The sequence below is a fragment of the Acinetobacter sp. ANC 3929 genome (genome assembly GCF_000369405.1).
Lineage (GTDB): Bacteria > Pseudomonadota > Gammaproteobacteria > Pseudomonadales > Moraxellaceae > Acinetobacter.
In genome coordinates this window covers 517,940-543,968 of record NZ_KB849998.1, presented here as the reverse complement: position 1 = coordinate 543,968, position 26,029 = coordinate 517,940, and the positions used below count along the sequence as shown (strand labels likewise).

Sequence of the window (26,029 nt, the reverse complement as noted above, 5' to 3'; positions counted from 1 at the left end):
TTTTAAGACACCAAATCAAATGGCCGAAGACTTTTATAAGTTGGCTGCCTAGAATCTCCCAAGGGAAAGTCTCCTGATAATTCAGCGTATATCAGTATTAGTTGTGTTGAGCTTACAGCAGTTGAGCGTGGCAATAAGTTCGTTGAAACACTCAGTTATAAACTTGCAGAATCATCCATGAAAGATGAAGTAAGTTTTGATGAATTGAAGTCTAAAGAAGCTTTTGGAAAAATGACCTCTAAAACTGAAAATAGTACTTTATCGATTCATTCTCAGGTGCAATATGACTTGGTGGGTAATATTGCGGAAGATACCAACTTGACCCGAAAGACTGTAGCACAGATTCTCAAAGGGATTAATGCCTCTGTTTTTGCTCAATTTAAATTAAACCCTGAAGCGTTTATTCGTGAAATGAGTAGAATTATCAATGAGCAACAAGCCTCAATGGTTATTCAGGGTTTAAAATATAATCCAATGAAAGATGGTTATCCTGAAAATGATATTTTCGTAAGTAATGAAAATATTCCATTAAAGTCATTTAAAGCAGATCGTCATATTTGGGACTATGTGGTCACTGATTCTGATAATGAACGCAAGTTTGTAGAAGAATTGGATGGAGCTGATGAAGTGATTGTTTACGCTAAATTGCCAGATCGTTTTCAAATTCCTACTCCGTTTGGTAACTATAACCCTGACTGGGCAATTGCTTTTGATAAAGATAAGGTTCGTCAAGTTTATTTCGTTGCAGAAACAAAAGGTTCGATGGATGATGCTGATTTACGTGATAAAGAAAAGCGTAAAATTGAGAGTGCTAAGAAATTCTTTACTACGTTAAACGAAGAAAACCATCTGTTAGGTGATGCAGTTAAATATGCAGTAGTTGATAGTTTTAGCAGTTTGATGAGCCTAGTTAAATAATTATAAGGAAGTCTATGGCTGAGTCATAGACTTCCATACATGGAGTAGTTATGGGCTTTTTTGATATGTTGTTTTCTGGCATTGGATCTTTATTCAGTGTAGCTGTGGGTGTCGTTTCTGAAGTTGTTTCTACAGTGAAGACATATTTTGCTGCGAAAGAAATTATCTCAAAGACTGTCTATGATGAGAGGGATAAAAAACAAGAACAAATACATGAGCTTAATCAAGAAATTCAATTTTTACGTCGAAAGCTAAATGAAAATGGACGTATTACTGAACAACAACTTAAAAGGTTATATGAACTTGATGAGGAAAGAAATTTTCTTAAACAAAGGATTAAAAATGATAGTCAAATCATTGCTGCTGATAAATTCCAACAAAATGAAGAGAATATCCACAAAGTTGAAATTGGTTTAGAAACAACACATGTTCTTCAGTGGAATGCTTTTGCCGATACAATGGCCAAGTCATGTCCTAAATGTCAAAGACCTATGAAATTGCAGTGGGCACGTAATTTAGTTCATGTAAATCCACAAGATTTCTATTGGGGATGTACAGGTTGGTATTTTAATAATCAGCAGATTCGTTTGTGTGAGTATCGTGAAAATTTATCTCAACAAGATTTGGCATTAATGACAGATACATCTGCACCTGAGTTTAGCCTTTCTGCCCAAGATTTTAATATTATTCTTCACGATCATAGTACTTCTGAAAGTATTATAGAGCGTATGGATGATTTACAATCTGATCTAAGGAATAAAAAGCAAGGTGTGAACATTGTGTGTTGTCCAATGCATGCTGAGCCGATGATTTTACAAAAGAAAAAGAATGGTGTTGGGTTGTTAGATCAATATTATCTAAGATGTCCACATTGGGCACCTTGATGTGTGCTGAAAAAACAGGAGGTTTTAACTTGGTAAACTAAACACACTCATCAGGAGTTTACCATGAGCAAGAAACACAAGACTTACACCACAGAATTTAAAGCTGAAGCCATCAAATTAATTGAAGCCAATCAAGGCAATGTCTCGGAAACAGCTAGACAACTTAGCATTTCAATGCAAACTCTTTCAAATTGGAATACCAAAGCAAAGGCTGGAACTTTAGCAGGTACAAAACAGTATTCACCTGATCTAAACGCTCTACTCGAAGAAAATAAAAAACTCAAACAACAGCTCAAAATAGCTGAAATGGAACGTGAATTTTTAAAAAAGGCAGCAGCGTACTTTGCCAAAGAAAGTCAGTAAGGTACGCCTATATGAAACAAAAAAGATATTCTTTTCCAATTACCTTAATGGCTCGATTACTTCATGTTTCAGTTTCATGTTTTTATGATTGGCTCAAGAGAGGCGTGAGCAAAAGAACGATTCAACGAAATCAACAGACGATATTGGTGAAAATAGCCCATGAGGAGACAAGGCAGAGCTATGGTTATATTCGATTAACCAAATACTTACAAGCTCAGGGTATAAAAATGAGTATGTACGCTGTACGTCAGATAAAAGCGCTGAACCACCTGTATTGTAAGCGACACAAGCGTTTTAAAAGGACTACGAATAGTGACCATAATCGAGCGATCTATGAAAACCTGCTGGAGCAACAATTCTCAATGACTAGACCAAATCAAGCATGGTCAAGTGATATTACGTACATATGGACTGTTGAAGGATGGCTGTATTTAGCAGCGGTAAAAGACCTTTACACGAAGCAAGTGGTTGGCTATAGCTTAAATGAGCGCATGACAACACAGCTTGTTTGTAATGCGCTAAATATGGCTATTCACAATCAAAAACCAACCAAAGAACTGATTGTGCATTCAGACAGAGGAAGTCAATATTGCAGCCATGAATATCGAAATATACTTGAGCAATATGGTTTTCAAGGTTCAATGAGCAAGCGCGGAGACTGTTACGATAATGCACCGATTGAAAGCTTTTGGGGAATATTGAAAAATGAGTTAGTTCATCATTACAACTATCAAACTAGAGAAGAAGCCAAAGCAGATATTATAAAATACATTGAGTTATTTTATAATCATCGAAGAATTCAAAAGGGTTTGGGTTTTAAGACACCAAATCAAATGGCCGAAGACTTTTATAAGTTGGCTGCCTAGAATCTCCCAAGGGAAAGTCTCCTGATAATTCAGCGTATATCACCTAATGACCAAGGTTGCCCGTATATGGAAAAATTGAAGTCAGGTTCTCAATTAGCTGCTTTGCTCAAGCATCAAACTGGTACAGGTATACTCTAGATAAAGTGGATTCTGATTTAACTCTAACTGTATGATTCATAGACACCAACTATACTGAAATGATGTCTATAAATCATAAATCTTTATAATTTAGTTCTATTCATTTTAATAATCTTGTTATCGCTATCAAGGTACTCAATTTTTTTAGTATCACTCCTAATATGATCTTTTAATTGTACTAAAGTTCCAAATGTTTCAGACATATAACCTTTAGGTAATCCACACAATAATTCAATGTCATGATCATACAAGGATAAATCATTCTTTAGTATTTGTTTGGTAAAGACTTTTTCATCTATAAGTAGCTTAATACTCTTACTTAATAAAGATGGTTTTTCTTGTTCAATAGAGTCATCTAAAGGTTCTCTTTGTCTCCATTTCCGATAGCTATAATTACGCCATAATCTTTCAGCATACTCTTCAGAAATAATATCTAATGCTTTACCTCTCATGATTAAAGCTCCTATAGACACCTTCCATTTCTGTTTTACGAGGACTAAAGAGTCTAATGTTGATCTATAAAGGTCGAAACTTACACTTTCAGAAGGGCATAAAAAACATGCAGCAAAATAATGTGCTTCATCTTCTATACGCTTGTAACCTAATTCATAATCTTCAGGCGTTAAGTTTTTATGTAAAATTAAGTGTGCTAATTCATGGGCTAGATCAAAACGATTACGGCAAGCACTAGCCTTATCACTTGCAATCAGAATATATGGTCTATCAAAAAACCATTTAGATACACCATCCATACTAGTAGAGCCTAATTGTTCTTTAACAATTATTGTTCCAACATTTTCTAATACTCTAATTAAATTTTTTATAGGTCCACGGCCCAAATTCCATTGATCTCTATAAAAATTAGCAATATTTTCAATCTCTGCTAAATCTAAAGATAAACCTTCTTCTCGGCTCAGAATACGAGGAAAAAATACTGCTGGATAGTCAATCCAATTTTCTAGCTCTAGATTACACTCATATGTCATTTGAAGATGGCTAATAGCTTTCTTTCTATACATCTGAGTTGTGGAGGCATTTGATCTAAAGAAGCTAACCTCTGAACCGAAATCTAAAGATGGCTTTAAAAACCAATTTTCAGGAACTTGTAGAGCCTTACTAATTTTTTGAACAGCAATAGATTCAGGATATTGCTGTCCATTTGCCCACTTAGAAACGGTTCCGCTACTATAATCAATTAAATTACATAATGAGGTCTTAGTCATACCTCGAGCATCTAAAGCTTGGATAAGGCGTCCACCATCAAATTGCATGACACCACGCATTTAAGTACTCCTGATATAGAATCAAAGATCAGATATTCTACGTTTTAACTTCAATTTAACTGATGGATCTTTCTGATCTAAGCTTGTACGTTCAGCCACATCAGCTTCTGTACTATCATCAAATGGTATATTTACTGCATCCACTAAATCTTTGATATAAAAATCAAAAATTTTATTACCGTTATCATCAGGTACGGTAAAAACTAAATCATAGGTTGAGTTAAGGCTATTTCTTTTAAACCCAACCACAACATAGAACTGATCTTCATCAGTTTTAACGTGAGCAATGCAGTCACCAAAGTCAAACTCTGCTTGAGACAAACCTAGCATTCCATTTGTTTCAGCATATTTAGTCTGATAAATGCTTCTATCTTTAGCCGATCGAAGATTATTAGAGAATGCTAAAACAAAGTTTTCTGAAATAGCTAGCCCATATTCCCCCCCTTTTCTACCATTAGTCGATTCAATTTGATACGTTAAATTGTACTTTTGGCATGCTTCTTCTAAAGCACTTGTGCCTAAAAAATGCAGACAATAACCATTTAATCTTGAGCTAAACTCTTTACGCGGAATTGCATTGGTAACTTGATTAATGAGTGTTTGCTTTGAAAGCAATAGCATTTCCAGATCAATAGCAAAATCAGTATTAATTTCCTTTGCAAAGTACTGTATTAAAAGGTTTCTATTACGCTTTTGCGTACTAGAGGGGGATTGGATCATATTTTACCTCAATTTATTAAATCTTATCAAATTGGAAAATACCATTAATTTTCTTCGTATACTAGTTGATCTACTATTCTTTAAAATTTTGTTACAAAAGTATCTTTCTGTTTAATATGAATGTTTTATTTTGGAGTTTTAGTGGACTTACTACTCCTTCGATAATTTTTTCCCTTTAATTACTCATGCTTTGGAAAAGTTGCAATTTTTTTCCTCAACCCATCAATAAAATCAGACCATTCCTGCATCATCTTAACTCGGTAATCTAAATGCTGAGCATGGTTATAAGCCTGAGATACAGCATTACCAACCCGATGTGCAAGTTGGATTTCAATGGCATCGTGCATATAGCCTTGTTCATGCAAGGTTGTAGATGCAAGGCCACGAAATCCATGCCCTGTCATTTTGCCGTTATAGCCCATTGTACGAATCGCGCATAAAAGGGCATTACTACTGATTGGTTTAGCTGTACTGTAATTATAGAAAACGTACTGTTTTATACCTGTAATCGGTTGAATCCTTTCTAGTATCTCTAAAGCTTGCTTTGATAAAGGAACGATATGTGGCATAGCCATTTTCATTTTATGTGCAGGAATACGCCATAAATGATTCTCATAATCAATCTCGTTCCACTCCATCATTCTAAGTTCTGCTGTTCTGACAAAAGTTAGCGTCATCAGTTGTAATGCTGATCTAATCACGAGATTGCCATGATAGCGATCCATACGTTCAACAAAGGCAGGAAATTCGGAAATGTCCAGGCGTGCCATATTCTTGACTTTGCGGGGTTTAAGCGCTTCTCCTAGGTGTGGGGTAGGATCGTTCTCAATTATGCCTTTACGAATCGCAAATCGGAAAATACGGCTAGTTAAAGGGATTGAGCGTTTAGCCATTTCCAGTGCACCACGCTCTTCAATTTTCTTGGCGCAAGCTAATACGTCTTTACCTTTGATTTGATCAATTGGCATATTACCTAGGGCTGGGAAAAGGTCTTTTTCAAATACCGATAAATCGCGTAAATAGGTCGCTTCTTTAATCACTGCTTTACGGTCTTGCATCCATTCCATCGCCAGTGCCCTGAAAAGTGTATTTTCATCGACCTGCAATTTTTTTTGTTTCTTCGCTTCGTTTGGATTAATTCCATCTTTTAAGTTTAAGCGTGCTTCATCACGAATTCTTCTTGCTTGGGCAAGTGTGGTGTCAGGATATGAACCGATACTAAAAATATTTTCTTTGCCATTGAAGCGAAATTTCATACGCCAGTGCATACCACCTGATGGCGTGACTTCCAGATACATGCCTTTTTCATCAGAATATTTGGTTTTCTTGTCTAATGGTTTGATCTTTCTGACCTGAGCATCTGTAAGCATTGCAGCAGTTTCCGTAGAAAATTGGGGGTATAAAAATAGGGGTAATTTATTATACCCCCAGTTATACCCCCAGCTAATTCAGGATTCAATAGGGTCAATTGGAAAACATAAGGCAATAAAAAAAGCTTAAACCCTTTGGATTTAAGCTCTTAGGACTCTATGAGATATCATAGAAAGTAATCTTGGCGGTGAGAGAGGGATTCGAACCCTCGATACGCGCAAACGTATACACACTTTCCAGGCGTGCTCCTTCAGCCACTCGGACACCTCACCAAGGTGTGCGATAGTACCCAAAAAATTGCACGCTGCCAAGTTGTAGTCGAACAGATTTGCAGAAAAACTTTTTGGCTAATGATAATATTGCGCCATATAACGTTCAATTTTGAAGACAACATCATATGCAAAGTACTGCAAAAAAAGCCGCATTGCCCGCGATGACGCTGGCAGCATTAGGGGTGGTATTTGGAGACATTGGAACAAGCCCACTCTATGCAATACGGCAATGCTTTGTCACAGGACATGTTGATATCAGTGAAGGTTCGATTTTAGGTATCCTTTCGCTGATCTTCTGGTGTATGAACCTAACGATTAGTTTTAAGTACGTCTCAATGATCATGCGTGCGGACAACAATGGCGAAGGCGGGATCATGTCACTGCTCGCACTCAACCTACGTTCCTCTGTTTTTAGCAATAAAAATAAAATCTTTCTGATTGCATTGGGCTTTATCGGCGCATCACTGTTCTTTGGTGACGGGATCATTACCCCAGCAATTTCAGTATTGTCTGCGATTGAAGGTTTGAGTCTAGTGACACCTGCTTTAGATCGTTGGCTAGTTCCGATTGCTTTGGGTATCCTCACCGCATTATTTATGGTGCAACGACATGGTACCGCCACCATGGGGAAATTCTTTGGCCCGATCACACTGTTATGGTTTGCATCTATTGGTCTGATTGGACTGTGGAGCATTATCCAGACGCCGTATGTATTGATGATGGTCAATCCGTATTGGGCGTTCCATTTTGTTTTTGATCAGCCTACAGTTGCCTTTATCACCATGGGCGCAGTGATTCTGACCATGACAGGTGGTGAGGCGTTGTATGCGGACATGGGACATTTTGGGCGCGTGCCGATTAAATTGGCGTGGTTCTTGGTGGTACTGCCTTGTTTACTTTTAAACTATGCAGGTCAAGGGGCATTGCTGTTACGTGATGCCAAAGCTATTGAAAACCCGTTCTATTTATTGGTGCCAGATTGGGCTTTATTCCCGATGATTGGCTTGGCAACCGCCGCAGCAGTAATCGCTTCTCAAGCAGTTATCACTGGCGTATTTTCGATGGCAAACCAAGCCATTCAATTACGCTATTTGCCGCGTTTAACCGTGCACCACACTTCGGATGTGGAACAAGGTCAGATTTATTTGCCGTTCATTAACTGGGTGCTGTTTATCTCGGTGGTGATTTTGATTTTACTATTTGAAAGCAGTGCCGAGTTGGCTAGTGCTTATGGTGTAGCGGTGACCATGACCATGCTGTGCGGTACGATTCTGATCTCGACTTTGGCCTATGGTGTATGGCGTTGGCCATTATGGAAAGTGGCATTATTTGCAGTGCCATTCCTGATTATTGACTTAATTTTTGTGGGTTCAACTTCATTAAAAATCTTGTCAGGTGGTTGGGTGCCGATCTTGATTGGTGTGGTGGTGTATACCATTTTAATGACGTGGAAACGTGGTCGCGAAATTGTGTATACCCGTATGGAAACCAATGCTTTGCCAATTGAATTGTTTATCAAAAGTATTGGTATGAGCAAGGAAACCCATTTTGTACCCGGCGAAGCGATTTTCTTAACCGGGACACCGAATATTGTGCCACATGCAATGCTGCATAATATTAAGCACAATAAGGTTTTGCATGAACGCAACGTCATGGTCACGGTCTATACCCAAGATATTCCGTATGTGGCGAATGAAGATCGTCTAAAAGTTGAAAAACTGGATGAGCATTTTTATCGCATCTTTATTTACTATGGTTTTAAAGATCAGCCAAATATTCCAGAGGCATTAAAACAGGCGTATCAGCAGTTGGACTTCGAATTCGATATGATGCAAATGAGTTTCTTCATTTCACGTGATCGTATCGTGCATACCGTGGGGGATGGCATGTCGCCATGGCGTGAAAAGTTATTCATCTCGATGCAGCGCAACACCAGTCCTGTCAGTGACTTTTATCAGATTCCAACCAACCGTGTGGTGGAGCTGGGTAGTCAGATTGAAATTTAAATAAAAACAGATAAAAAGGCACTTTCGGGTGCCTTTTTTATTGTCTGTAGATCAAGTGTACAGATTTGCGACATAAAGTGTCGCTCTGGGCTGAAACGCAATATACAGTGGGCTTTTGAGTTGTTAAGCTGCGCGTTCGTATTGATTTTGATGTAGTTATGGCAAAGAGACCAACTCGAAAGAGTAAAACACCATTTGCTTTTTTGAGCCAGAATATTGGAAAAATGCTGTTGGCTTTGGTCGCGACGGGAAGTTTTGCGATCGCATTTGGCAGTGAAAAAATTTCGAAGTTGATGCCATTTCAATCGAGTAATGCTGGCTGTTTAAAACAGTTTTATCGTGATGTTCCACCATTGTTGAGCAAAGACAGCCTAAAAAAAGACAGTTATGCCTTGTGTTTTAATGACTTTAATGTGATGTATTCGGGTGTATCTAAAACCCCTTTATGGACAGCAGAATACCTGACGCCAGAACGTTTAAGCATCAAAATTAAACGTGAAGATAATTTCCATGAAGAAACACGAGTCAAACTTGCACATCGGGCTTTGTTATCTGACTATCGTGGTTCGGGCTATGACCGTGGGCATATGGCACCCAATGGCGACATGAATAATACTGCGGCACAGTACGACAGCTTTTCTTTAGCCAATATGGTGCCACAAGCACCTAAAAATAATCAGGAAGTTTGGCGTAAATTAGAAGAAGCCGTGCGTTCTATTGTGACCAAACAGCATAAAGATGCCTATGTCCTGACAGGTCCAGTATTTGAAGGCAAAAGACTGAAAACCATAGGCAAAGGGGTGATTGTCCCGACTGCGGTCTATAAAGCGGTGTATTTACCGAAGCAGGGGATTATTGGAGCCTACTATGCGCCGAATAATAATTCTCAGCAGGTCAAAGTGGTCAGCGTCTGCTATTTGGAAGAGAAACTTGGCGTTAATTTATTCCCACAATTGACGGAGCAACAGAAGCGCAATGTATATCAATTGCCACTGTCTGCGCAGCAAGTGAAGTCGAATAAAGATATTAGTTATTCGCATTGGGATGGTCAGAGTCAATGTGCTGAAGATGCTAAAACTGATGCGATTCAAGCGCAGCAGCGTGAATTTACCTCACAGCAAACTGAGGCTGCAGAAAGCAAGTTCCCACAAATTGATGAAGAGACTAAACAGGCTTTGATCAATCAACTGGTGAATGCATTGCTACAGTATTTCTTACAAATGTTGAGATAATGTAGAACATCTTGCAAAGTTATGCTGCTTGGCTCATGTTGTGAGAGAGACAAGAACAATGAGAGGGAAAAGATGTTTAAACCGTTTGAACAGGGTGATGAGTCGTCAGCAATTTATGATCTGACGTTGGAAAATCAGGTCGATTGTGTGAGTTTATATGGCAATTTGCAGATTACCAAAGATCAGGCGGGGTTGAAAACAGCAAAGGCATTGCAAAGCTTCATCAATGATGTGGTCGCTGCATTGGAGAAAGAGAATTTACCTGAGCAGATTGAACGAAAACTTGAGCAGGATATCGAAAATCCATTTCTATAAATAAAAAAACAGCCTTTGAAGGCTGTTTTTTTGATGGGAAGCCAGTTTTAATTTTTCTCGCTGCCGACCAATTTGTAGATTACCGCACCAATGATGGCACCGATAATTGGTGCTACCCAGAACAACCAGAGTTGGCTGAGTGCTGCTGTTTCAGCAAAGAATGCGACTGCAGTACTACGCGCAGGGTTCACCGACGTGTTCGTCACTGGAATACTGATCAAATGGATTAATGTTAAAGCTAAACCAATTGCAATCGGTGCGAAACCAGCAGGCGCACGACGATCTGTTGCACCCATGATCACGATCAAGAAGAAGGCAGTTAGCACCACTTCAATTAAGAATGCAGATGCGACAGAGAAATGGTTTGGAGAAAGCTCACCATAGCCATTGGTTGCGAAACCGCCCGTACCCGCAAAACCAGCTTGACCTTGTACGATGATGTACAGCACGAATGCTGCTAAAGTACCACCAATCACTTGAGACACGATATAAGGGACTAAATCTTTAGAATCAAAACGTCCACCCACCCATAAACCTACACTGACGGCAGGGTTAAAGTGACCACCCGAAATATGACCGAAAGCGTAAGCACCTGTTAAAACAGTTAAACCAAACGCTAATGCAACACCTAAAAAACCAATCCCAAGTTCTGGAAATGCAGCTGCAAGTACAGCACTACCACAACCACCAAAAACGAGCCAAAAGGTTCCCAGAAATTCTGCTAAATATTTGTTCATTGTTATCACCACATCAGTTATAAAAAATAAAAAAGCAAGCATCCAAAAATTTATTATGGATATGTTTAACCTGCGTGAAAAAATTGTGAACTAATTCACATAGGTATATAGGCTCTTATATAAAACGAGCAATGAAACGGGTCAGTTGTGAAACCGTTAGTTCCTCAGTATTTTTATTAAGAATTGTAAGTTATGTTGTTGTTCCGCCACTGTTGTGGGGTTTGGCCTGTCCAGATCTTAAAAGCCCGCTGAAAAGCGCTTTGTTCAGAATAACAAAGCAGCAGGGCAATTTCTTGCAAACTGAGATGTGGATCTTTTAAATATTCTGTTGCCAACATAAAGCGAACTTGCTGCACCCGTTCCTGAAATGTGGTGTTTTGCTGTTGTAAATGGCGTTGTAGTTGACGCACAGAAAGCCCTAGTTTTTCTGCAATAAAATCGATTTGATATTGGTTTTTTTGTAGTCCGGTCAAGATGGCATGTTGCAGGCGTTGATCCAGTTGGGTTGAATTGGGCAATTTATCCAGCAAGGCTTGGGCTTGCTGTAATAGCAATTGCTGTAAGGTGTGATCGCCAGTTCGCAGCGGTTTAAAGGCTTCACTGACGGGGATCAGGAGTTGGGTTTTAGGCTGTTCAAAACGGACTTTACAATGGAAATACTGCTCATAAATACTGATGTTTTTAGGTGCAGGATTCACAAAATGTACTTCATGTAAATGAATGCTGTCACCCGACATAAACAGTTTAAGAAACTGCACCATCAGCGCAATCGCAATTTCATCGGTCAGTTGAGTCGGATGCGGTTCAGGTGCTTCCCAGCGAATGGAACCATAGGGATGATTTAACTCCACCACCAAGGGACTGCCATCATAAATCAGTCGATGAAAGTCATGATAGCGCGCCAAAGCCTCGCCTAGATTTTCGCAAGACAAAGCCAGATAAGCAATAATGCCAAGATGCTTGGGCTGTACGTAGGCTGCAATTTGCAAGCCCAAACCTGCTTTGGGATGCAGACGATTGAGGTCTTCCAGTAGGTCACGCCAAATCACATAATCAAACCGTTCGAGGTTTTGAACTTGTTGTAATTGTTCCGGAATAGCAATATTTTCTGCTTCGCAATAAGCCTTTAATAAATGCCCCAATCCCCCAAAAACAGAGCCAGTATAGTTCTTGAGTTGTGACATCCTGTCCACCTCTTGTTTTGTCGTGTTTTGTCAATATAAATATATCGTATCGTCAATACTTCGCCTACAAAAATTTATATCTTTAATAAAAATAAGGAAACATTTGGAGAAAACCATGATTAAGGGTTTTATCGCAGGCTTGGCTGTTGCAAATGCATTTGAATGGTTTGCACATAAATACATTTTGCATGGGGTACATCGCCCTGGGCAGCCACGTTATAGCCCTGTGCCCAAAAGCATGGAGTCCCATTGGGCACACCACCGTGAGGTGCGTAAGCAACAATTTTCAGATGATTGCTATGTTGAAGGTGTGGAGCATTGGCGGACACGTAATGAAATCATGTCATTGGCTGTGGTGGCAGGCGTTGCCAGTGTGGCGTTTTATCCAATTTCAAAAGGCATGTCTTTGGCAGCACTGTATAGTGCAGGCAACTATTATTATGTACATCGTCGTGCACACTTAGAACCAGATTGGGCAAAACGAACCATTCCTTGGCATTATGATCATCATATGAATTCAAACCAAGATGCCAACTGGTGTGTGACGCGTCCATGGTTTGATTATGTGATGGGTACCCGCGTGGTGTCTTCTGCGGATTTAAAAGAGGCCAATCCATTGGGTCTTCCTTTACCTGTGGCTTTGTCTAAAGCGTTGACGCAAGCGATTGAGTCGGTGTTTCCTGCAAAATGGGTAGAGCAAAAACCAAAATTGGTCGAGACGGCCGTGCTTGAGCAACAGCAAAAACAAGCACAAGAATCGGTGGCTTGAATTTAAACGCCAATAACAGAGGACAGCATGTTTTTTATTGACAAATCATGACGATAAAAATAGACCTATGTCGTGAATTGTCAATAAAATTGGTTTTTAATGTCAATATCTTTACTCATTTTCTCGCTAATTTAGCTCAAGCATTTTGGATGCTCAGAATTTGTTCAAAATAATGATATTGTGCTTACCCTCTAGCGTTGTATAACGCAGTTTCCATACCTTGCTCAGCAAGGTATTTTTTTTATCTGTATCTCGCCATTTTTAAATAAAAAACCTCTCACTTGAGAGGTTTTTTATTGCTCATCTAATTAAAGACGCATTTCAATACCTTGTGCTGCAAGATATTGTTTTGCTTCAGGAATGGTATGTTGACCAAAGTGGAAAATAGATGCGGCAAGTACAGCATCTGCACCACCTTTCAAAATTCCGTCAGCCAAATGTTGTAAATTGCCGACGCCACCTGATGCGATGGTTGGAATGTTGACGCGATCATTGATCTGGCGCATCAAGGCAATGTCATAACCTGCTTTGGTTCCGTCAGCATCCATACTGGTAATTAGCAATTCACCAGCACCGAAGTCCGCCATTTTCACCGCCCACTCAATTGCATCAATCCCTGTGGGTTTACGACCGCCATGAGTGAAAATTTCCCACTTATTCTCGGCCGTTTTTTTCGCATCGATCGCAACGACGATACATTGTGCACCAAAGCGTTGCGAGGCTTCCTGAACAAACTCAGGGGTAAATACAGCAGCCGAGTTGATACTGACTTTATCAGCACCTGCATTGAGTAGTAAACGGATATCTTCAACTTTACGGACACCACCACCCACAGTTAAGGGTACAAAAACGCTTTCTGCCATGCGTTCTACGGTACGGTAAGTGGTGTCGCGTCCATGATGGGTAGCAGTAATATCTAAAAAGGTAATTTCATCGGCACCTTGTTCGTTATAACGACGGGCAACTTCGACAGGGTCACCTGCGTCACGAATATCAAGGAATTGAACGCCTTTGACGACTCGACCATTATCAACATCTAAGCAAGGGATAATACGTTTTGCGAGCATAAAATTTTCCAAAAAATCGCCAATAAAGAAAGGGGTGCTACACCTTCATGGAGGGAACAGGTATTCTATCAAACTTCACAGCTATTTTTTGCAGGTTTTCCATGTCGGTTTATACCCCGTTGAGTTTAGAAGAAGTTCAAGCCTTTGCTGAGCCCTATGGTTTAGCGGTGATTGACCTGATTCCAATCCAAGGCGGTATTCAAAACACCAATTATTTTTTGGTGGATCAATCACAGAAACAATATGTTTTAACAGTTTTTGAAGAGTTAGATGCTGAAGGGGCAGGTGAACTGGTGCCTGTACTGGACTGTTTAGGTGAGGCAGATGTGCCTGTGGCAGTACCGTTAAAGCATAGTGGTCAGGCAATTCATAGTATTGCCGATAAACCTGCACAAATTGCGCCACGCTTGATGGGTGAGCATCCAGAAGATGCAACGATTGTACAAATCCAGGCAATTGCCCAAGCACAGGCAAAATTGCATTTGGCCTTGCAAGGTTTTCCTTTAGAACGTGATTTTAATCGGAACCATGAATATTGGTCAGAGGTTGCCGATCAGCTTAAACCACAAATGAATGCTGAAGATCAGGCTTTACTGGCACAGGTTTTTCAGCAGTTTGCACAGATCACGCAACAGCACCCAGATCGCCCTACAGGTTTTATTCATTCAGATTTATTTAGAGACAATACGCTGTTTGAAGGTGATCAACTGCAAGGCATTCTTGATTTTTACGAATTAAATCAAGATGAATGGTTGTTTGATATCGCGATTAGTATCAATGACTTTTGTACCGCCTATCCACAAGCGTATTTAGATCAAGCGAAAGCAGATGCGTTCCTCGCAGCGTATCAACGTATTCGTACGCTGACCGCAGATGAATTGGCTTGCTTGAATATTTTCTTGGCCATGGCAGCTTGCCGTTTCTGGAGTATGCGTTTACAGGTGGCACAGAAAAATGCCGAGCAAGGTCGTACAGGCGATGACATTTTGCAAAAAGATCCTCTGGAAATGCGCATGATGTTGCAAGACCGTTTACAACGAATCACAGCTTAGGAAAGAGTCATGCGAGATCAAGGTCGTTTAGTTGAATGGTTCGATGATAAAGGCTATGGATTTATCCAGCCCAATGACACACAAAAAGATCGTGTCTTTATTCACATTAAAGACTTTGCTCGCACAGGCCCACGACCATTGGTGGGTTGTGCGCTGGAATATGTGGTGATTCTGGATGAGCGCGGTCGTTATCGCGCCCAGCAAGTGGTCTATTTAAAAGCCTCTCAAGTCTTTGAACATAAAGCTAAAGTAGAGAAAACGACGGCTTCTAAACCTTGGTCAGCCATGCAAATTGTGATTGTCATTTATATTGTCTTTATGGTGATCGCAAGCTTTAGCAAAGTGTTACCGCCGTATACCTTGTTATTTGTCAGCTTGATGAATGTGTTGAGTTATTGGCTCTATGCGCAAGACAAAGAAGCGGCACAATTAGGTAATCGACGTATTCCAGAACAGACCTTGCATATCGTAGATTCACTTGGTGGATGGTGTGCTGGTTGGCTTGCTCAGCAAAAACTGAGACATAAAACACAAAAACAACCGTTTCGTAAGATTTATTTCTGTACCATAGTCTTCCATATATTGTTGATATGTTGGTTAATTTCTCCACTCAATGTGTTCTATTGATCGTGGAGCTTTGTTTTGGGAGATAAATAAAAATGAATTATTCCGTTGATCAAGATCCAAACCGTACTTTGACTTTGGTTCTTTATGTGCTTTATATCATTGCGATTTTTACTGGTGGTCTGTTGGCAATCATTGCTTTAATCGTCAACTATGTAAAACGCAGTGATGTGCAAGGTTCGATTTTTGAAAGTCACTTTACTTGGCAAATTCGCACCTTTTGGTGGTATCTGGCTTGGAATATTATTGCTTTTATACCGTTCTCGTTCCTGTTCTTTACTGGCGATAACGGCACGGCCTTTGCAGGTGTGGCCGTGTCTGCAACCACTTTTGCGTTTGCCGTGATCTTTGGTGCATGGATCTGGATTGTCTATCGTGCTATTCGTGGTCTGATTGCCCTAAATGACAATAAACCGATGTATCAAGACTAAGATTGTTCAGAACTCGCTTGGTAACACTAAGCGAGTTCTGGATTATTGACGGCCTTTGTCGTTGAATGATAGCGATAGTGTGCACCGCGATGCTGTTCTGTCAGAAGAGGGCCTTGTCCAAACAGTTTTTCGCGTAAGGTTCCTTCAGTATAGTCAGTTTGATATACCCCACGTTGCTGAAGTTCTGGTACCAAATATTCCACCACATCCTCAAAAGTCTGATGTGCCAAGATATAGGCCAAGTTAAAGCCATCAATATCGGTTTCTTCTGTCCATGCTTGTAGCTGATCGGCTACAGTCGCAGCTGAGCCCACCAAGATTGGACCATTGCCGCCAATACTAATAAATTTAGCAATCTCTTCAATGGTCCAAATACGATTCGGATCGGCTTTTACATAAGAGTCGAGCATCGATTGAATCGCATCGGTATGAATATATTCAACTTTGTCTTCTGCATGGAATTGCGAGAAGTCGACACCTGACCAACCTGATGCCAACGTTAAGCCGCCGTGATAACTGGCGTAGTTTTGATAGTCTTTGAATTTTTCCTGAGCTTTTGCATCGCTTTCATCGACCACGATCGATAGCATGGTATAGATCAAAATTGAATATGGGTCTTTGCCTTGCTCAATCAGTTTAGAACGAATACCTTGCACCAGTTTTTTCACAGCTGCTTTGGTCGGTGCTGAAATAAATACACATTCTGCATTTTGGCTGGCAAATAACTGTCCACGATTGGATGCACCTGCTTGATAAAGCACAGGGGTGCGTTGTGGGGAGGGCTCACAAATGTGGATGCCAGGAACACTGAAATATTGACCTTGATGGTTGATGGGATGAACTTTGCGATGATCTGCAAAAATCCCTCGTTCTTTATCACGCAAAACCGCATCCTGCTCCCAGGAACCTTCCCAAAGTTTGTAGAGAACCTCGAGATACTCATCAGCAATATCATAGCGTTGATCATGGTTGACTTGTGTTTTGAGTCCCAAATTTTTTGAACCACTCTCCAAGTATGAAGTCACAATATTCCAACCAATCCGGCCTTTGGTTAAATGGTCCAAGGTACTCATCCGTCGTGCAAAGGGATAGGGATGTTCAAAAGAAATGGAGGTGGTAAGTCCAAAGCCTAAGTGTTTGGTGACAGCTGCCATGGCAGGCACGATTTGCAAAGGATCGTTGACGGGAACTTGGACTGCGCCAGTAAGGGCATGTTCTGCGGATTGATGATAAACATCATAAATCCCTAAAACATCTGCAATAAAAACGCCATCAAACTTGCCACGCTCTAAAATTTTTGCCAAATCAGTCCAATATTCGAGGTCTTTATATTCGGTAGAACGATCAAGCGGATGCCGCCACAATCCAGGGGATTGATGCGCAATACAATTCATCTCAAAGGCATTAAATCTAATTTTCTTGGTCATGACTCTTTACTAAATGAAAGATTTTTATAAATATTAATGAAAAAATATCTAATTTATTAATCATAAAAAAATCAATGTTTATCATGAATATATTCAAGAGTATGTCTGACTTCGGTTTTTATTATTCTTTTTTGATTAAATTCAAAACGTTATTTTGTTTTCTTGGAATGCATGTGCTGAATTAGACGTTAATGTTGTAAACGTAGTTTTTACTTGATTTTAAATGAATGTTTTTAAAAACAGGTGGTGGGTCGACTTCATTTTAAATAAAAAGATTTGTTTCTAAAATTAACTTATAAATATGCAATGAAAATAGTGCTAGTTTGTTTTAAAACTAAGAAATGAGTATTTATAATGACTTCGAAAATAGAAATTAAACTGGAAGATGCACAGAGTATACCCCAAGATTTTTACTTAAATAATACGCCAGCACATGTGATTGTTTCAGATCAGGAAGCTCTCGCTGTGGCACATAGCTTAGCAGCTAGTTTTGCCAAAGAGGCTGCTAAGCGTGACCATGAGCGGAAACTGCCATTGCAAGAAATTCAGCAATATTCTGCCTCAGGTCTTTGGGGGATTAATATCCCGAAACAGTTTGGTGGTGCAGGGGTAAGTTATAAAACCCTGGCTGAGGTCGTGACGATCATTTCCAGTGCAGATTCATCTCTGGGGCAAATTGCACAAAATCATTGGGCCTTTTTAGAACATATCCGTTTGGACGCTTCATTGGAACAACAGCAATTCTTTTTTGCACAAGTATTGGCAGGCAAGCGCTTAGGCAATGCATTTTCTGAAAAGAACTCAAAAACAGTTGCGGATTTGACCACCAAAATTGAATTCAAAGATGATTACGCGGTGATTAGCGGTCAGAAATTCTTTGCCACGGGGGCTTTATTGGCACATTGGATTCCTGTAGTTGCGGTCAGTGATGATGCAAAAGTATTTGCTGCACTGGTGCCACAACATACGCCTGGATTGACTATTGTAAATGACTGGAGCAGTTTTGGTCAGCGTACAACGGCCAGTGGCAGCGTGCAGCTTGATCATGTTCGAGTCGATTTAAAATATGTGGTCCCGATTCATCAGGCTTTTGAACGTCCAACAGCAGCAGGTGCAATTTCGCAAATTATTCAGTCAGCTGTCGATGCAGGTATAGCACGTGGGGCAATTGAGGAAACCATTCGCTATGTCCGTGAATATGCACGTCCCTGGATTGATTCAGGTGTGGAACAAGCCTCTGACGATCCCTATACGATTAGTAATATCGGTGAGCTGAAAATTAAACTGCATGCTGCGGAGGCGGTTCTAGCTTTGGCGGGCGAGGCGATTGATCGTGCTTTAGCAAATCCCACTGAGGACACCGTAGCCGAAGCAACGTTGATTACTGCTGAATCTAAGGTACTGACCACTGAAATTGCATTACTGGCTGCCAATAAATTATTTGAGCTGTCTGGCACCCGTTCAACCTTATCCGAGTTGAATCTGGATCGACACTGGCGGAATGCTCGGACACATACGCTGCATGATCCTGTACGCTGGAAATACAATCTTGTTGGTAATTATTATTTGAATGGTGTGGCACTCCCACGTCATGCGTGGAGCTAAGCAGGAGCGTATTATGACCATTCAAAGCAATCAAAATCTTTCCTTGGGTGCACATTATGAGCAGGTGGTGGCTAAGTTTCGTCCGATCTTTGTGCGTATTGCAGAGGGTGCGTTAACCCGTGAAAAGCATAGAATTTTACCTTATGAGCCCATTCAATGGCTAAAGCAGGCTGGTTTTGGTGCCGTACGTGTCCCTGCCGCTTTTGGTGGTGATGGTGTTTCGCAAAAGCAATTATTTCAGTTGTTGATTGAACTTGCTCAAGCCGATTCCAATGTGGTGCAGGCATTACGCGGTCATTTTGCCTTTGTCGAAGATCGTTTAAATGCACACAAAACTGAACCTCAGACCTTATGGTTTGAACGATTTGTACGTGGGGAAATTGTTGGTAATGCATGGACTGAAATTGGTCAAGTCGAAATCGGGGATGTCGTGACCCGAGTGACGGCAGCACAAGATGGAAAATTACGTGTGAATGGTCAGAAATATTACTCCACAGGCACGATTTTCGCAGACTGGATTGATCTCTTCGCTTTGGATGAGACCACCAATCAGCATGTGATTGCTGCGGTATCTACTCAAGCAGAAGGTATTGATATTGTGGATGATTGGGATGGGTTTGGGCAAAAAACTACGGGCAGCGGGAGTTTGACCATAAACAATGTTGAGATTAGTCGAGATCACATTTTAGTCTTTGAAAACCGATTTAAATATCAAACTGCATTTTATCAGGTGGTGCATCTAGCGACTTTAGCGGGTATTGCACAAAGTGCAGTGGAGACCTTTAAGCAGGAAGTGCGTCAGCGGACTCGTATCTATAGTCATGGTAATGCCAGTCTGGTACGTGAAGATGCACAAATCCTGCAAGTGATTGGCAAAGCTTCTGCACAGGCTTATGCGGCTCAAAGTATCGCACTGAGTACAGCAGAAGCTTTAGATACTGCTTATTTACAACATTTTCAGAATGATGAACAAGCCGAGTTAGAGGCCAATGACCGTGCTGAGTTGGTATCCGCGCAGGGGCAGGTGGTGATTGCGGAGTTGGTATTGAATTTGAGTAGCGAGCTGTTTAATGCCTTGGGTGCATCGGCCAGTACCACCGACAAGCAGTTGGACCGTTTTTGGCGCAATGCTCGTGTGGTCGCATCACACAATCCGTTGGTCTATAAACAGAAAGTGATTGGAGATTGGGAAGTCAATCAAACGCCTTTGCCATATGTGTGGCAGATTGGGAATAGTCCTGTTGCTGCGAATCAAAAAGAAATTCCAGCTTAGCGTGATTTCAGCGCACAATAGATTTTATTAAACAAAACTGTTGTGCGCTTCCCTATATCTATTTATTTTCTGGCAGTTGTTGCTTCGCAAAAAATTTAAATTTTAATTCGCTCACCAAAACGCCAAGCACCACCAATAATCCTCCAAACAATGCCAATAATGGTAAACGTTCTCCCGCAATACGGCCGATTACACCCGCCCAAACTGGTTCACCCGCATAAATAATCGCAGCACGCGTTGGGTCCACCATGCGTTGAGCCCAGTTCATCACAAATTGAATTAATGCGCTGGCTAAGCCTAGTGCCACTGCAATCATCAGCAATCCCCATGAGAAGTTAGGAATACTATGTTCACCAACCAAAGGCATACTGGAAAAAGATAAGAATGAAGCGACTGCCAGTTGAATTACCGTGACCCGTCTTAGATTCACTTTCCCCGCAAAATAACCAATCAGGATAATTTCGAGCGCAATCACAAAGGCACAGATGAGGGTGAGTACTTGCCCATAACTAAAGTTAATACTGGAAAAGCCATTGCCCGTTAACAAGATTAAACCCGTAAAGGCCAGTGCTGTACCGACCCAAGTCATCATAGAAGGCATCTTTTGGAAGATTATCCACATTAAAATAGGTACTAAGGGTACATATAGTGCAGTTAGAAAGGCGGATTCGCTACTGAGAATGCTTTGTAGGCCAATGGTTTGAGTGCCATAGCCAATAGCAATCAGAATCCCGATCGCTGTACCTGCCAAGCCCTCTTTTAGGGTCAAGCCACGCATAGATTTAAGCGAGATTAAAAAGATCACCAAAGCTGCGACAGCAAAACGACAGCCGACAAAAAACATCGGGCTACTAAAATTCAGGGCATATTGCACTGCTAGAAACGTGCCGCCCCAAATCATGGTAATAAAAATAAGCGCGAATTGTGCTGCTTTAGGAGATTGAGACAAAGCGGTCAATACAGCCACCCTCATAAATAAAGTGCAATATACTGCACATATTGCATTGCTTGTTAGCTTTGTGCAATATATTGCGCATATTTTTTATTTTCACTGTAGGAATGAATGAGTCATTCAGAGACGGTATTGCAATATGTGGGACAGAATATTCGTCTCTTTCGTACAGAACGTCAGCTCAGTCAGCAAGATTTGGCAGATCGGGCAAGCGTCAGTCGCCGTACGATTGCTGCTTTGGAAACAGGTCAAGTCAATATTAGTTTGGCCAAGCTTGATGCGATTGCAATTGCATTAGCTGTCGATTTTAAAAAGCTGGTCAGCCCAGCAGACTTGAGTGAATCTGCTATCGTCAATACCTTGGCTTGGCAGGGGCAACAGGCTGAAAGCCATGCCACGCTTTTGGCTGCAGTGCCAACCCAAACACAAGTTGAATTATGGACATGGTCATTGGCTGTGGGAGAGGTGTATCAGGCTGAGCCAGATCAAAAGGGTTGGCAAGAGTTGATTTACGTGCTGGATGGAGAGTTGACGATTTCGTTTGAATATGAAAATCGAGTGATTCAGGCAGGAGAGTCGATTTTATTTGAGAGTTCTATTAATTATCGCTATCTTAATCAAGGAAATAGCACCGTTCGCTTTATGCGGAACGTGATTTATTAAGTGTAAAAAAAACTTAATGTTGATTGCTTAAGCACCTGTAGGATTTATGGCTATGTTTGCAAACTTAGCTTGAGCTTTGATGAGTGCCATATTTATCAATCATGATCGAGCTGGCTTCATTCAGACCTCGAACGCTGATTTGTACCCCTTTGCGTTGAGATCATACCCGTGCAGAATCTTCAAAATAGCGCTCAACACGAATGTCTAGTTCTCATTTATTGGTAAGGAATAACGCCGACAACAATACACCTGTCAGGCCAAGCTCATAAAGCTCTAGCGATTGTTACAATAACTAGAGCATAAAATGATTAGAGAGATTGCTGGTCTAACAATAATTGCGCTTCACGAAGACTTAAGGTCCCTTCATAGATTGCACGACCTGTAATCGCACCTAGAATTCCCTTTTTATCTTTTAAATTGCGCACATCATCCAAATTGGTGACACCACCAGAAGCAATTACAGGAAGACCTGAATAGTTGGCCAAGTTCACGGTCTGCTCAACATTCACACCTTGCATCATGCCATCACGGGCAATGTCAGTATAGACAATACTTGATACGCCTGCATCCGCAAAACGTTTAGCAAGGTCAGTCGCTTTTACATCAGTCACATTGGCCCAACCATCGGTTGCCACCATGCCATTGATTGCATCAATACCGACAATGATATGACCTGCGAAGCGTTTACATGCTTCTTCAACAAACTCAGGCTCTTTCACGGCTTTGGTACCAATAATCACGAAAGAAACGCCAGCTTCCAAATAGTGTTCGATGGTTTCGAGTGAACGGATACCACCACCAATTTGAATCGGAAGTTCAGGTTGTGCACGGGCAATTGCTTCAACGACTGGTTTATGAATTGGCGTACCTGCGAAAGCACCATTTAAATCGACTAAATGTAAACGACGTGCGCCTTCATCCACCCAATGTTGTGCAGTTGCTACAGGATCTTCAGAGAAAACGGTATCGTCTTCCATACGTCCTTGTTTTAAACGGACACATTTACCATCTTTCAGGTCAATTGCTGGGATGATTAGCATGCTTTCGCTCCTTGCGTCATCATAGGGTTTAAATTATTAAGGCTTGTTCAACAGGCCCTATATTAGCAAAGTATTGATCAATCACTAAGCTTTGTCTGCTGAACCTTCCAGTATTCTCCTGATTTGTTGCAGTAATTGTGATGTCAGCAATTGTTGCTGATACAGTTGCTCGAAACAGAGTAATGCTGCATAGGCATCTGCGGCGGCATAATTGATTTGTTGCGGGCTGAGATCTTTAACAGACCAGTTTGAGGTACTGACTTTTTTACTTTTGGCAAAATAACGTTGGAACAGGAGTGCGATTGCCGTTTGGATGCCGACTTGGCTACGATAACCAAAACTTGAAAAGCTCTTGGATAAATCAATCATTGCATTGGGGTGAATGTTTTTACCGCGGAAGATATGGGTGTCATTTTTTAGTCCAAAACCAACCTTGAGTTGTAGCTCATTTTCGAGAATCGGTTTGAGAAAATCTAATATTTCAGCACGGACTTGAAATAAATAAGCCTTGTTTGGCGTTGCGAGCTGGATTAGGTGAGGACCTGTCGATTTCTCTCCAACTTTGAAAGTTGGCTTGGATTCAGTATCAAAACCAAAGACCTGAATAGAAGAGAGCTCAGCTTGAATTGCCTTGCACTGTTCAAGCGTTTGGATCACCAAGATACGATCTGTAGCTAGATTGAGAAATGCAGGCAATGCACGGATTTGTTCTTTGCTTAAAGGAGGGGTGTGTGGAGGCGTATCCATCTGCATTAAAAGCTCAAAGCGTTTGATTGAGCTTAAAGGGTTTTATTGAAATAAAAAAGCCAAGTCGGAACTCGGCTTAGTAATAATAACGTATTATTTAGCTTGATTTATCTGTTGCTCAATCTGAGCTTGCTGATTTCTTTGCACATATTCCTGATATGCAGGAACTGCGCTGCCTACTAAGGCAAAAATGACGGCAAGTGGAATAATCACAATATAAATCCAGCCCAAGACTTTTTCCCAGCCTGATGTTTCACGTTCACCACCAAACTTATTCTCGCCTGCTGTTCCCTTGGCACAGAGCAGATAAATAATGAAAATAAAATTTACAAAGGGGACAATGGCTAATAATGACAACCAGCCTGTTTGATTTCGGTCATGTAGACGACGAATAGTAAATACAAAAGAAAAATAGATGAACACGATATAGAGAATGATAAATAGGACAATTGCGAAGATTGGATAATCTTGCCCTTGTTCGAGATTGCCACCAGTCACGAGCACAGCGCCAAATGCCAAGACAAAAATGAGAATCACTGCGATGATTGAACTTAAAAATGTCCAAGCTGCATAGGAAAGCCGACCAAAACGGCCTTTAGGGCTGAGTGGATGATCCACGCTTTGAGTTGATAAATTCATTGTTATTCCTATCTAAGTGTTTTTATGGGGTTTTAAAACTTAAAAAATGTATTATGCACTAGAATATTAAAGAAATTTTTTAAAAATTAATGCTTAAATTATTTTATGAATAACAGATCAAGTCATAACAAAGGACTTGATCTGTATGAGCGAAGCTTAAATCTTCCATTCCACAAAGTTCTTTAACAACTGCAAACCAGCGGTATGACTTTTTTCAGGATGGAATTGGGTCGCAAACAAATTGTCTTTGTGAATTGCGGTGCAGAAATTCACGCCGTAATCACAGGTTGCTGCAATGATTGAGGTGTCTTTAGGTTCCACATAATAGCTATGTACAAAGTAGAAACGTGCATCTTGCTCAATGTTATTCCACATGGGGTGACTTGGATCAAGTTGATGCACTTGGTTCCAACCCATGTGTGGCACTTTTAAATTAGGAATTTCAGGAAAGTGTTTCCCCACACCCTCAAAAATACCTAATGCATCTACACCACCATTTTCTTCCGAACGTTGTAGCAGAGCTTGCATACCTACACAGATCGCTAAAACAGGTTTGTTGAATGCGGCTTGATGCACCACGTCATCAATTCCTGCCTCACGCATGCCTTGCATGCAGTCACGCATAGCACCGACACCCGGGAAAACAATTTTATCCGCTTTGGCAATCAGTTTAGGATCATTAGTGACATCAACTGTTGCACCGACATGCTCTAAGGCTTTTGCCGCAGAGTGTAGATTGCCCATGCCGTAATCAAGTAAAGCAATACGGGTCATTACAAACTACCTTTAGTCGAAGCAATGGTGTTTTCTGCGCGTGGATCAATTTCACATGCCATACGTAATGCACGTGCTAAAGCTTTAAACACACTTTCAATCTGGTGGTGACTATTTTTGCCTTTCAGGTTATCGATATGCAATGTCATCAGCGCATGATTGACAAAACCTTGGAAAAATTCTGAAAATAAATCGACATCAAAGGTTCCGATGCGGGCACGCGTATATGGAATATCCATAAACAAACCTGGACGACCAGACAAATCAACCACAACACGAGATAGTGCTTCATCTAATGGTGCATAAAAATGCCCATAACGACGTAAGCCTTTTTTATCGCCTAAAGCTTGCGCAAACGCTTGCCCCAAGGTGATTCCACAGTCTTCGACAGTGTGATGGTCATCAATTTCCAGATCGCCATCGCAATGAATGTCGATATCAAATAGACCATGACGCTTGATTTGATCAATCATATGGTCTAAAAATGGAACTCCAGTGTTGAGTGTGCCTTGACCAGTACCATCGAGATTGAGACGAACTCGAATTTTTGTTTCGTTGGTATTTCTTACCACTTCACTGATACGTTGCGTCATGGACACGTTCCTCAAAAAACGTCAAAAATGATTGAATTAAAAACCAATAGTTTCGCTGTGACGAAAAAGTGACAGCATCATAGT

General features: G+C 40.8%; 25 protein-coding genes, 1 tRNA gene and 2 pseudogenes. 13 read left to right on the top strand and 15 right to left on the bottom strand.

From position 1 onward, the window contains the following. Positions 1-93: 93 nt before the first annotated feature. The 3 genes and pseudogenes from F909_RS13680 to F909_RS13695 form a co-directional block, all read left to right on the top strand. Positions 94-918 (top strand): annotated as a pseudogene (locus F909_RS13680) (restriction endonuclease subunit R); the annotation flags it as partial. Positions 919-968: 50 nt separating this feature from the next. Next, positions 969-1,802, top strand: a complete 834-nt coding sequence (locus F909_RS13685) for a hypothetical protein (RefSeq protein WP_005147499.1) — start codon at positions 969-971, stop codon at positions 1,800-1,802. Positions 1,803-1,865: 63 nt separating this feature from the next. Next, positions 1,866-3,031, top strand: a protein-coding gene (locus tag F909_RS13695; RefSeq protein WP_085940844.1) for an IS3-like element ISAba22 family transposase whose coding sequence is annotated in 2 segments (ribosomal slippage) — positions 1,866-2,124 and positions 2,124-3,031 — 1,167 coding nt in all. Because the reading frame shifts where the segments join, the coding sequence is not laid out codon by codon here. Positions 3,032-3,252: 221 nt separating this feature from the next. Here the strand turns inward: F909_RS13695 and F909_RS13700 are convergent. The 4 genes from F909_RS13700 to F909_RS13715 all read right to left on the bottom strand — a co-directional run bounded on the left by F909_RS13700 (position 3,253) and on the right by F909_RS13715 (position 6,815). After that, on the bottom strand, positions 3,253-4,452 hold the full coding sequence (locus tag F909_RS13700; RefSeq protein WP_005147498.1) for a helix-turn-helix domain-containing protein: 1,200 nt from the start codon (positions 4,450-4,452) through the stop codon (positions 3,253-3,255). Positions 4,453-4,473: 21 nt separating this feature from the next. After that, positions 4,474-5,172 carry a hypothetical protein gene (locus F909_RS13705; protein WP_005147497.1) on the bottom strand — a complete coding sequence of 233 codons (699 nt, stop codon included), beginning with the start codon at positions 5,170-5,172 and terminating at the stop codon, positions 4,474-4,476. A gap of 179 nt (positions 5,173-5,351) precedes the next feature. Then, the gene (locus F909_RS13710) at positions 5,352-6,542 is read right to left on the bottom strand and encodes a tyrosine-type recombinase/integrase (RefSeq protein WP_005147496.1); all 1,191 of its coding nucleotides are present in this window, start codon (positions 6,540-6,542) and stop codon (positions 5,352-5,354) included. A 183-nt stretch (positions 6,543-6,725) separates the two neighbouring features. Then, positions 6,726-6,815: transfer RNA gene (locus F909_RS13715), tRNA-Ser, on the bottom strand. 125 nt (positions 6,816-6,940) lie between these two features. Here F909_RS13715 and F909_RS13720 point away from each other — a divergent pair. The 3 genes from F909_RS13720 (at position 6,941) to F909_RS13730 (ending at position 10,368) form a co-directional block, all read left to right on the top strand. Next, positions 6,941-8,821, top strand: a complete 1,881-nt coding sequence (locus F909_RS13720) for a potassium transporter Kup (protein WP_005147492.1) — start codon at positions 6,941-6,943, stop codon at positions 8,819-8,821. Positions 8,822-8,979: 158 nt separating this feature from the next. Beyond that, entirely contained in the window at positions 8,980-10,053 is a 1,074-nt protein-coding gene (locus F909_RS13725; protein WP_005147489.1) for a DNA/RNA non-specific endonuclease, read from the top strand. A 72-nt stretch (positions 10,054-10,125) separates the two neighbouring features. Next, positions 10,126-10,368, top strand: coding sequence for a hypothetical protein (locus F909_RS13730; protein WP_005147487.1), 243 nt, complete (start codon positions 10,126-10,128; stop codon positions 10,366-10,368). 47 nt (positions 10,369-10,415) lie between these two features. On the opposite strand, the gene aqpZ is transcribed toward F909_RS13730, so the two are convergent. Both aqpZ and F909_RS13740 read right to left on the bottom strand, forming a co-directional pair. Further along, positions 10,416-11,105: an aquaporin Z gene (aqpZ, locus tag F909_RS13735; protein WP_005147484.1), complete on the bottom strand. Its 690-nt coding sequence runs from the start codon at positions 11,103-11,105 to the stop codon at positions 10,416-10,418. A gap of 176 nt (positions 11,106-11,281) precedes the next feature. After that, the gene (locus tag F909_RS13740) at positions 11,282-12,289 is read right to left on the bottom strand and encodes an AraC family transcriptional regulator (protein WP_005147483.1); all 1,008 of its coding nucleotides are present in this window, start codon (positions 12,287-12,289) and stop codon (positions 11,282-11,284) included. 115 nt (positions 12,290-12,404) lie between these two features. Here F909_RS13740 and F909_RS13745 point away from each other — a divergent pair, with 115 nt between their 5' ends. Next, positions 12,405-13,058 carry a sterol desaturase family protein gene (locus tag F909_RS13745; RefSeq protein ID WP_005147482.1) on the top strand — a complete coding sequence of 218 codons (654 nt, stop codon included), beginning with the start codon at positions 12,405-12,407 and terminating at the stop codon, positions 13,056-13,058. Positions 13,059-13,366: 308 nt separating this feature from the next. On the opposite strand, the gene hisF is transcribed toward F909_RS13745, so the two are convergent. Next, entirely contained in the window at positions 13,367-14,125 is a 759-nt protein-coding gene (gene hisF / locus F909_RS13750) for an imidazole glycerol phosphate synthase subunit HisF (RefSeq protein ID WP_005147481.1), read from the bottom strand. Between the two features lie 101 nt (positions 14,126-14,226). Between hisF and F909_RS13755 the strand changes: the two genes are divergently transcribed. Genes F909_RS13755 through F909_RS13765 form a run of 3 tightly spaced genes read left to right on the top strand, consistent with a single transcriptional unit; the run spans position 14,227 to position 16,232 of the window. Beyond that, positions 14,227-15,177, top strand: a complete 951-nt coding sequence (locus tag F909_RS13755; RefSeq protein WP_005147478.1) for a homoserine kinase — start codon at positions 14,227-14,229, stop codon at positions 15,175-15,177. A gap of 9 nt (positions 15,178-15,186) precedes the next feature. After that, positions 15,187-15,804, top strand: a complete 618-nt coding sequence (locus F909_RS13760) for a DUF1294 domain-containing protein (protein WP_005147472.1) — start codon at positions 15,187-15,189, stop codon at positions 15,802-15,804. A 32-nt stretch (positions 15,805-15,836) separates the two neighbouring features. Next, positions 15,837-16,232 (top strand): DUF4870 family protein, encoded by a 396-nt coding sequence (locus F909_RS13765; protein ID WP_005147469.1) that lies wholly within the window; start codon positions 15,837-15,839, stop codon positions 16,230-16,232. Between the two features lie 26 nt (positions 16,233-16,258). Here F909_RS13765 and F909_RS13770 read toward each other — a convergent pair whose 3' ends face one another. After that, entirely contained in the window at positions 16,259-17,659 is a 1,401-nt protein-coding gene (locus F909_RS13770) for an LLM class flavin-dependent oxidoreductase (RefSeq protein ID WP_005147453.1), read from the bottom strand. A 354-nt stretch (positions 17,660-18,013) separates the two neighbouring features. Between F909_RS13770 and F909_RS13775 the strand changes: the two genes are divergently transcribed. After that, on the top strand, positions 18,014-19,264 hold the full coding sequence (locus F909_RS13775; protein WP_005147452.1) for an SfnB family sulfur acquisition oxidoreductase: 1,251 nt from the start codon (positions 18,014-18,016) through the stop codon (positions 19,262-19,264). Between the two features lie 13 nt (positions 19,265-19,277). Further along, positions 19,278-20,537: an acyl-CoA dehydrogenase family protein gene (locus F909_RS13780; protein WP_005147451.1), complete on the top strand. Its 1,260-nt coding sequence runs from the start codon at positions 19,278-19,280 to the stop codon at positions 20,535-20,537. A 58-nt stretch (positions 20,538-20,595) separates the two neighbouring features. Here F909_RS13780 and F909_RS13785 read toward each other — a convergent pair whose 3' ends face one another. Beyond that, entirely contained in the window at positions 20,596-21,510 is a 915-nt protein-coding gene (locus tag F909_RS13785; protein WP_005147449.1) for a DMT family transporter, read from the bottom strand. Positions 21,511-21,600: 90 nt separating this feature from the next. On the opposite strand from F909_RS13785, the gene F909_RS13790 reads away from it, so the two are divergent. Continuing rightward, complete coding sequence (locus tag F909_RS13790) at positions 21,601-22,152, top strand: helix-turn-helix domain-containing protein (protein ID WP_005147448.1); 552 nt, start codon at positions 21,601-21,603, stop codon at positions 22,150-22,152. Between the two features lie 64 nt (positions 22,153-22,216). On the opposite strand, the pseudogene F909_RS20755 reads toward F909_RS13790, so the two are convergent. The 6 genes and pseudogenes from F909_RS20755 to hisB form a co-directional block, all read right to left on the bottom strand. Then, positions 22,217-22,408, bottom strand: a pseudogene (locus tag F909_RS20755) (sodium-independent anion transporter); the annotation flags it as partial. A gap of 52 nt (positions 22,409-22,460) precedes the next feature. Next, a complete protein-coding gene (hisA, locus tag F909_RS13795) occupies positions 22,461-23,192 on the bottom strand; it encodes a 1-(5-phosphoribosyl)-5-[(5-phosphoribosylamino)methylideneamino]imidazole-4-carboxamide isomerase (RefSeq protein ID WP_004803807.1) in 732 nt (243 codons plus the stop codon). Between the two features lie 84 nt (positions 23,193-23,276). Next, positions 23,277-23,945 carry a 3'-5' exonuclease gene (locus tag F909_RS13800; RefSeq protein WP_005147444.1) on the bottom strand — a complete coding sequence of 223 codons (669 nt, stop codon included), beginning with the start codon at positions 23,943-23,945 and terminating at the stop codon, positions 23,277-23,279. Between the two features lie 87 nt (positions 23,946-24,032). Further along, positions 24,033-24,578 carry a DUF805 domain-containing protein gene (locus F909_RS13805; RefSeq protein WP_005147442.1) on the bottom strand — a complete coding sequence of 182 codons (546 nt, stop codon included), beginning with the start codon at positions 24,576-24,578 and terminating at the stop codon, positions 24,033-24,035. A 156-nt stretch (positions 24,579-24,734) separates the two neighbouring features. Continuing rightward, a complete protein-coding gene (gene hisH, locus F909_RS13810) occupies positions 24,735-25,352 on the bottom strand; it encodes an imidazole glycerol phosphate synthase subunit HisH (RefSeq protein WP_005147438.1) in 618 nt (205 codons plus the stop codon). Further along, complete coding sequence (gene hisB, locus F909_RS13815; RefSeq protein WP_004803817.1) at positions 25,352-25,945, bottom strand: imidazoleglycerol-phosphate dehydratase HisB; 594 nt, start codon at positions 25,943-25,945, stop codon at positions 25,352-25,354. Before hisB ends, hisH begins: the two co-directional genes overlap by 1 nt. Positions 25,946-26,029: the final 84 nt, after the last annotated feature.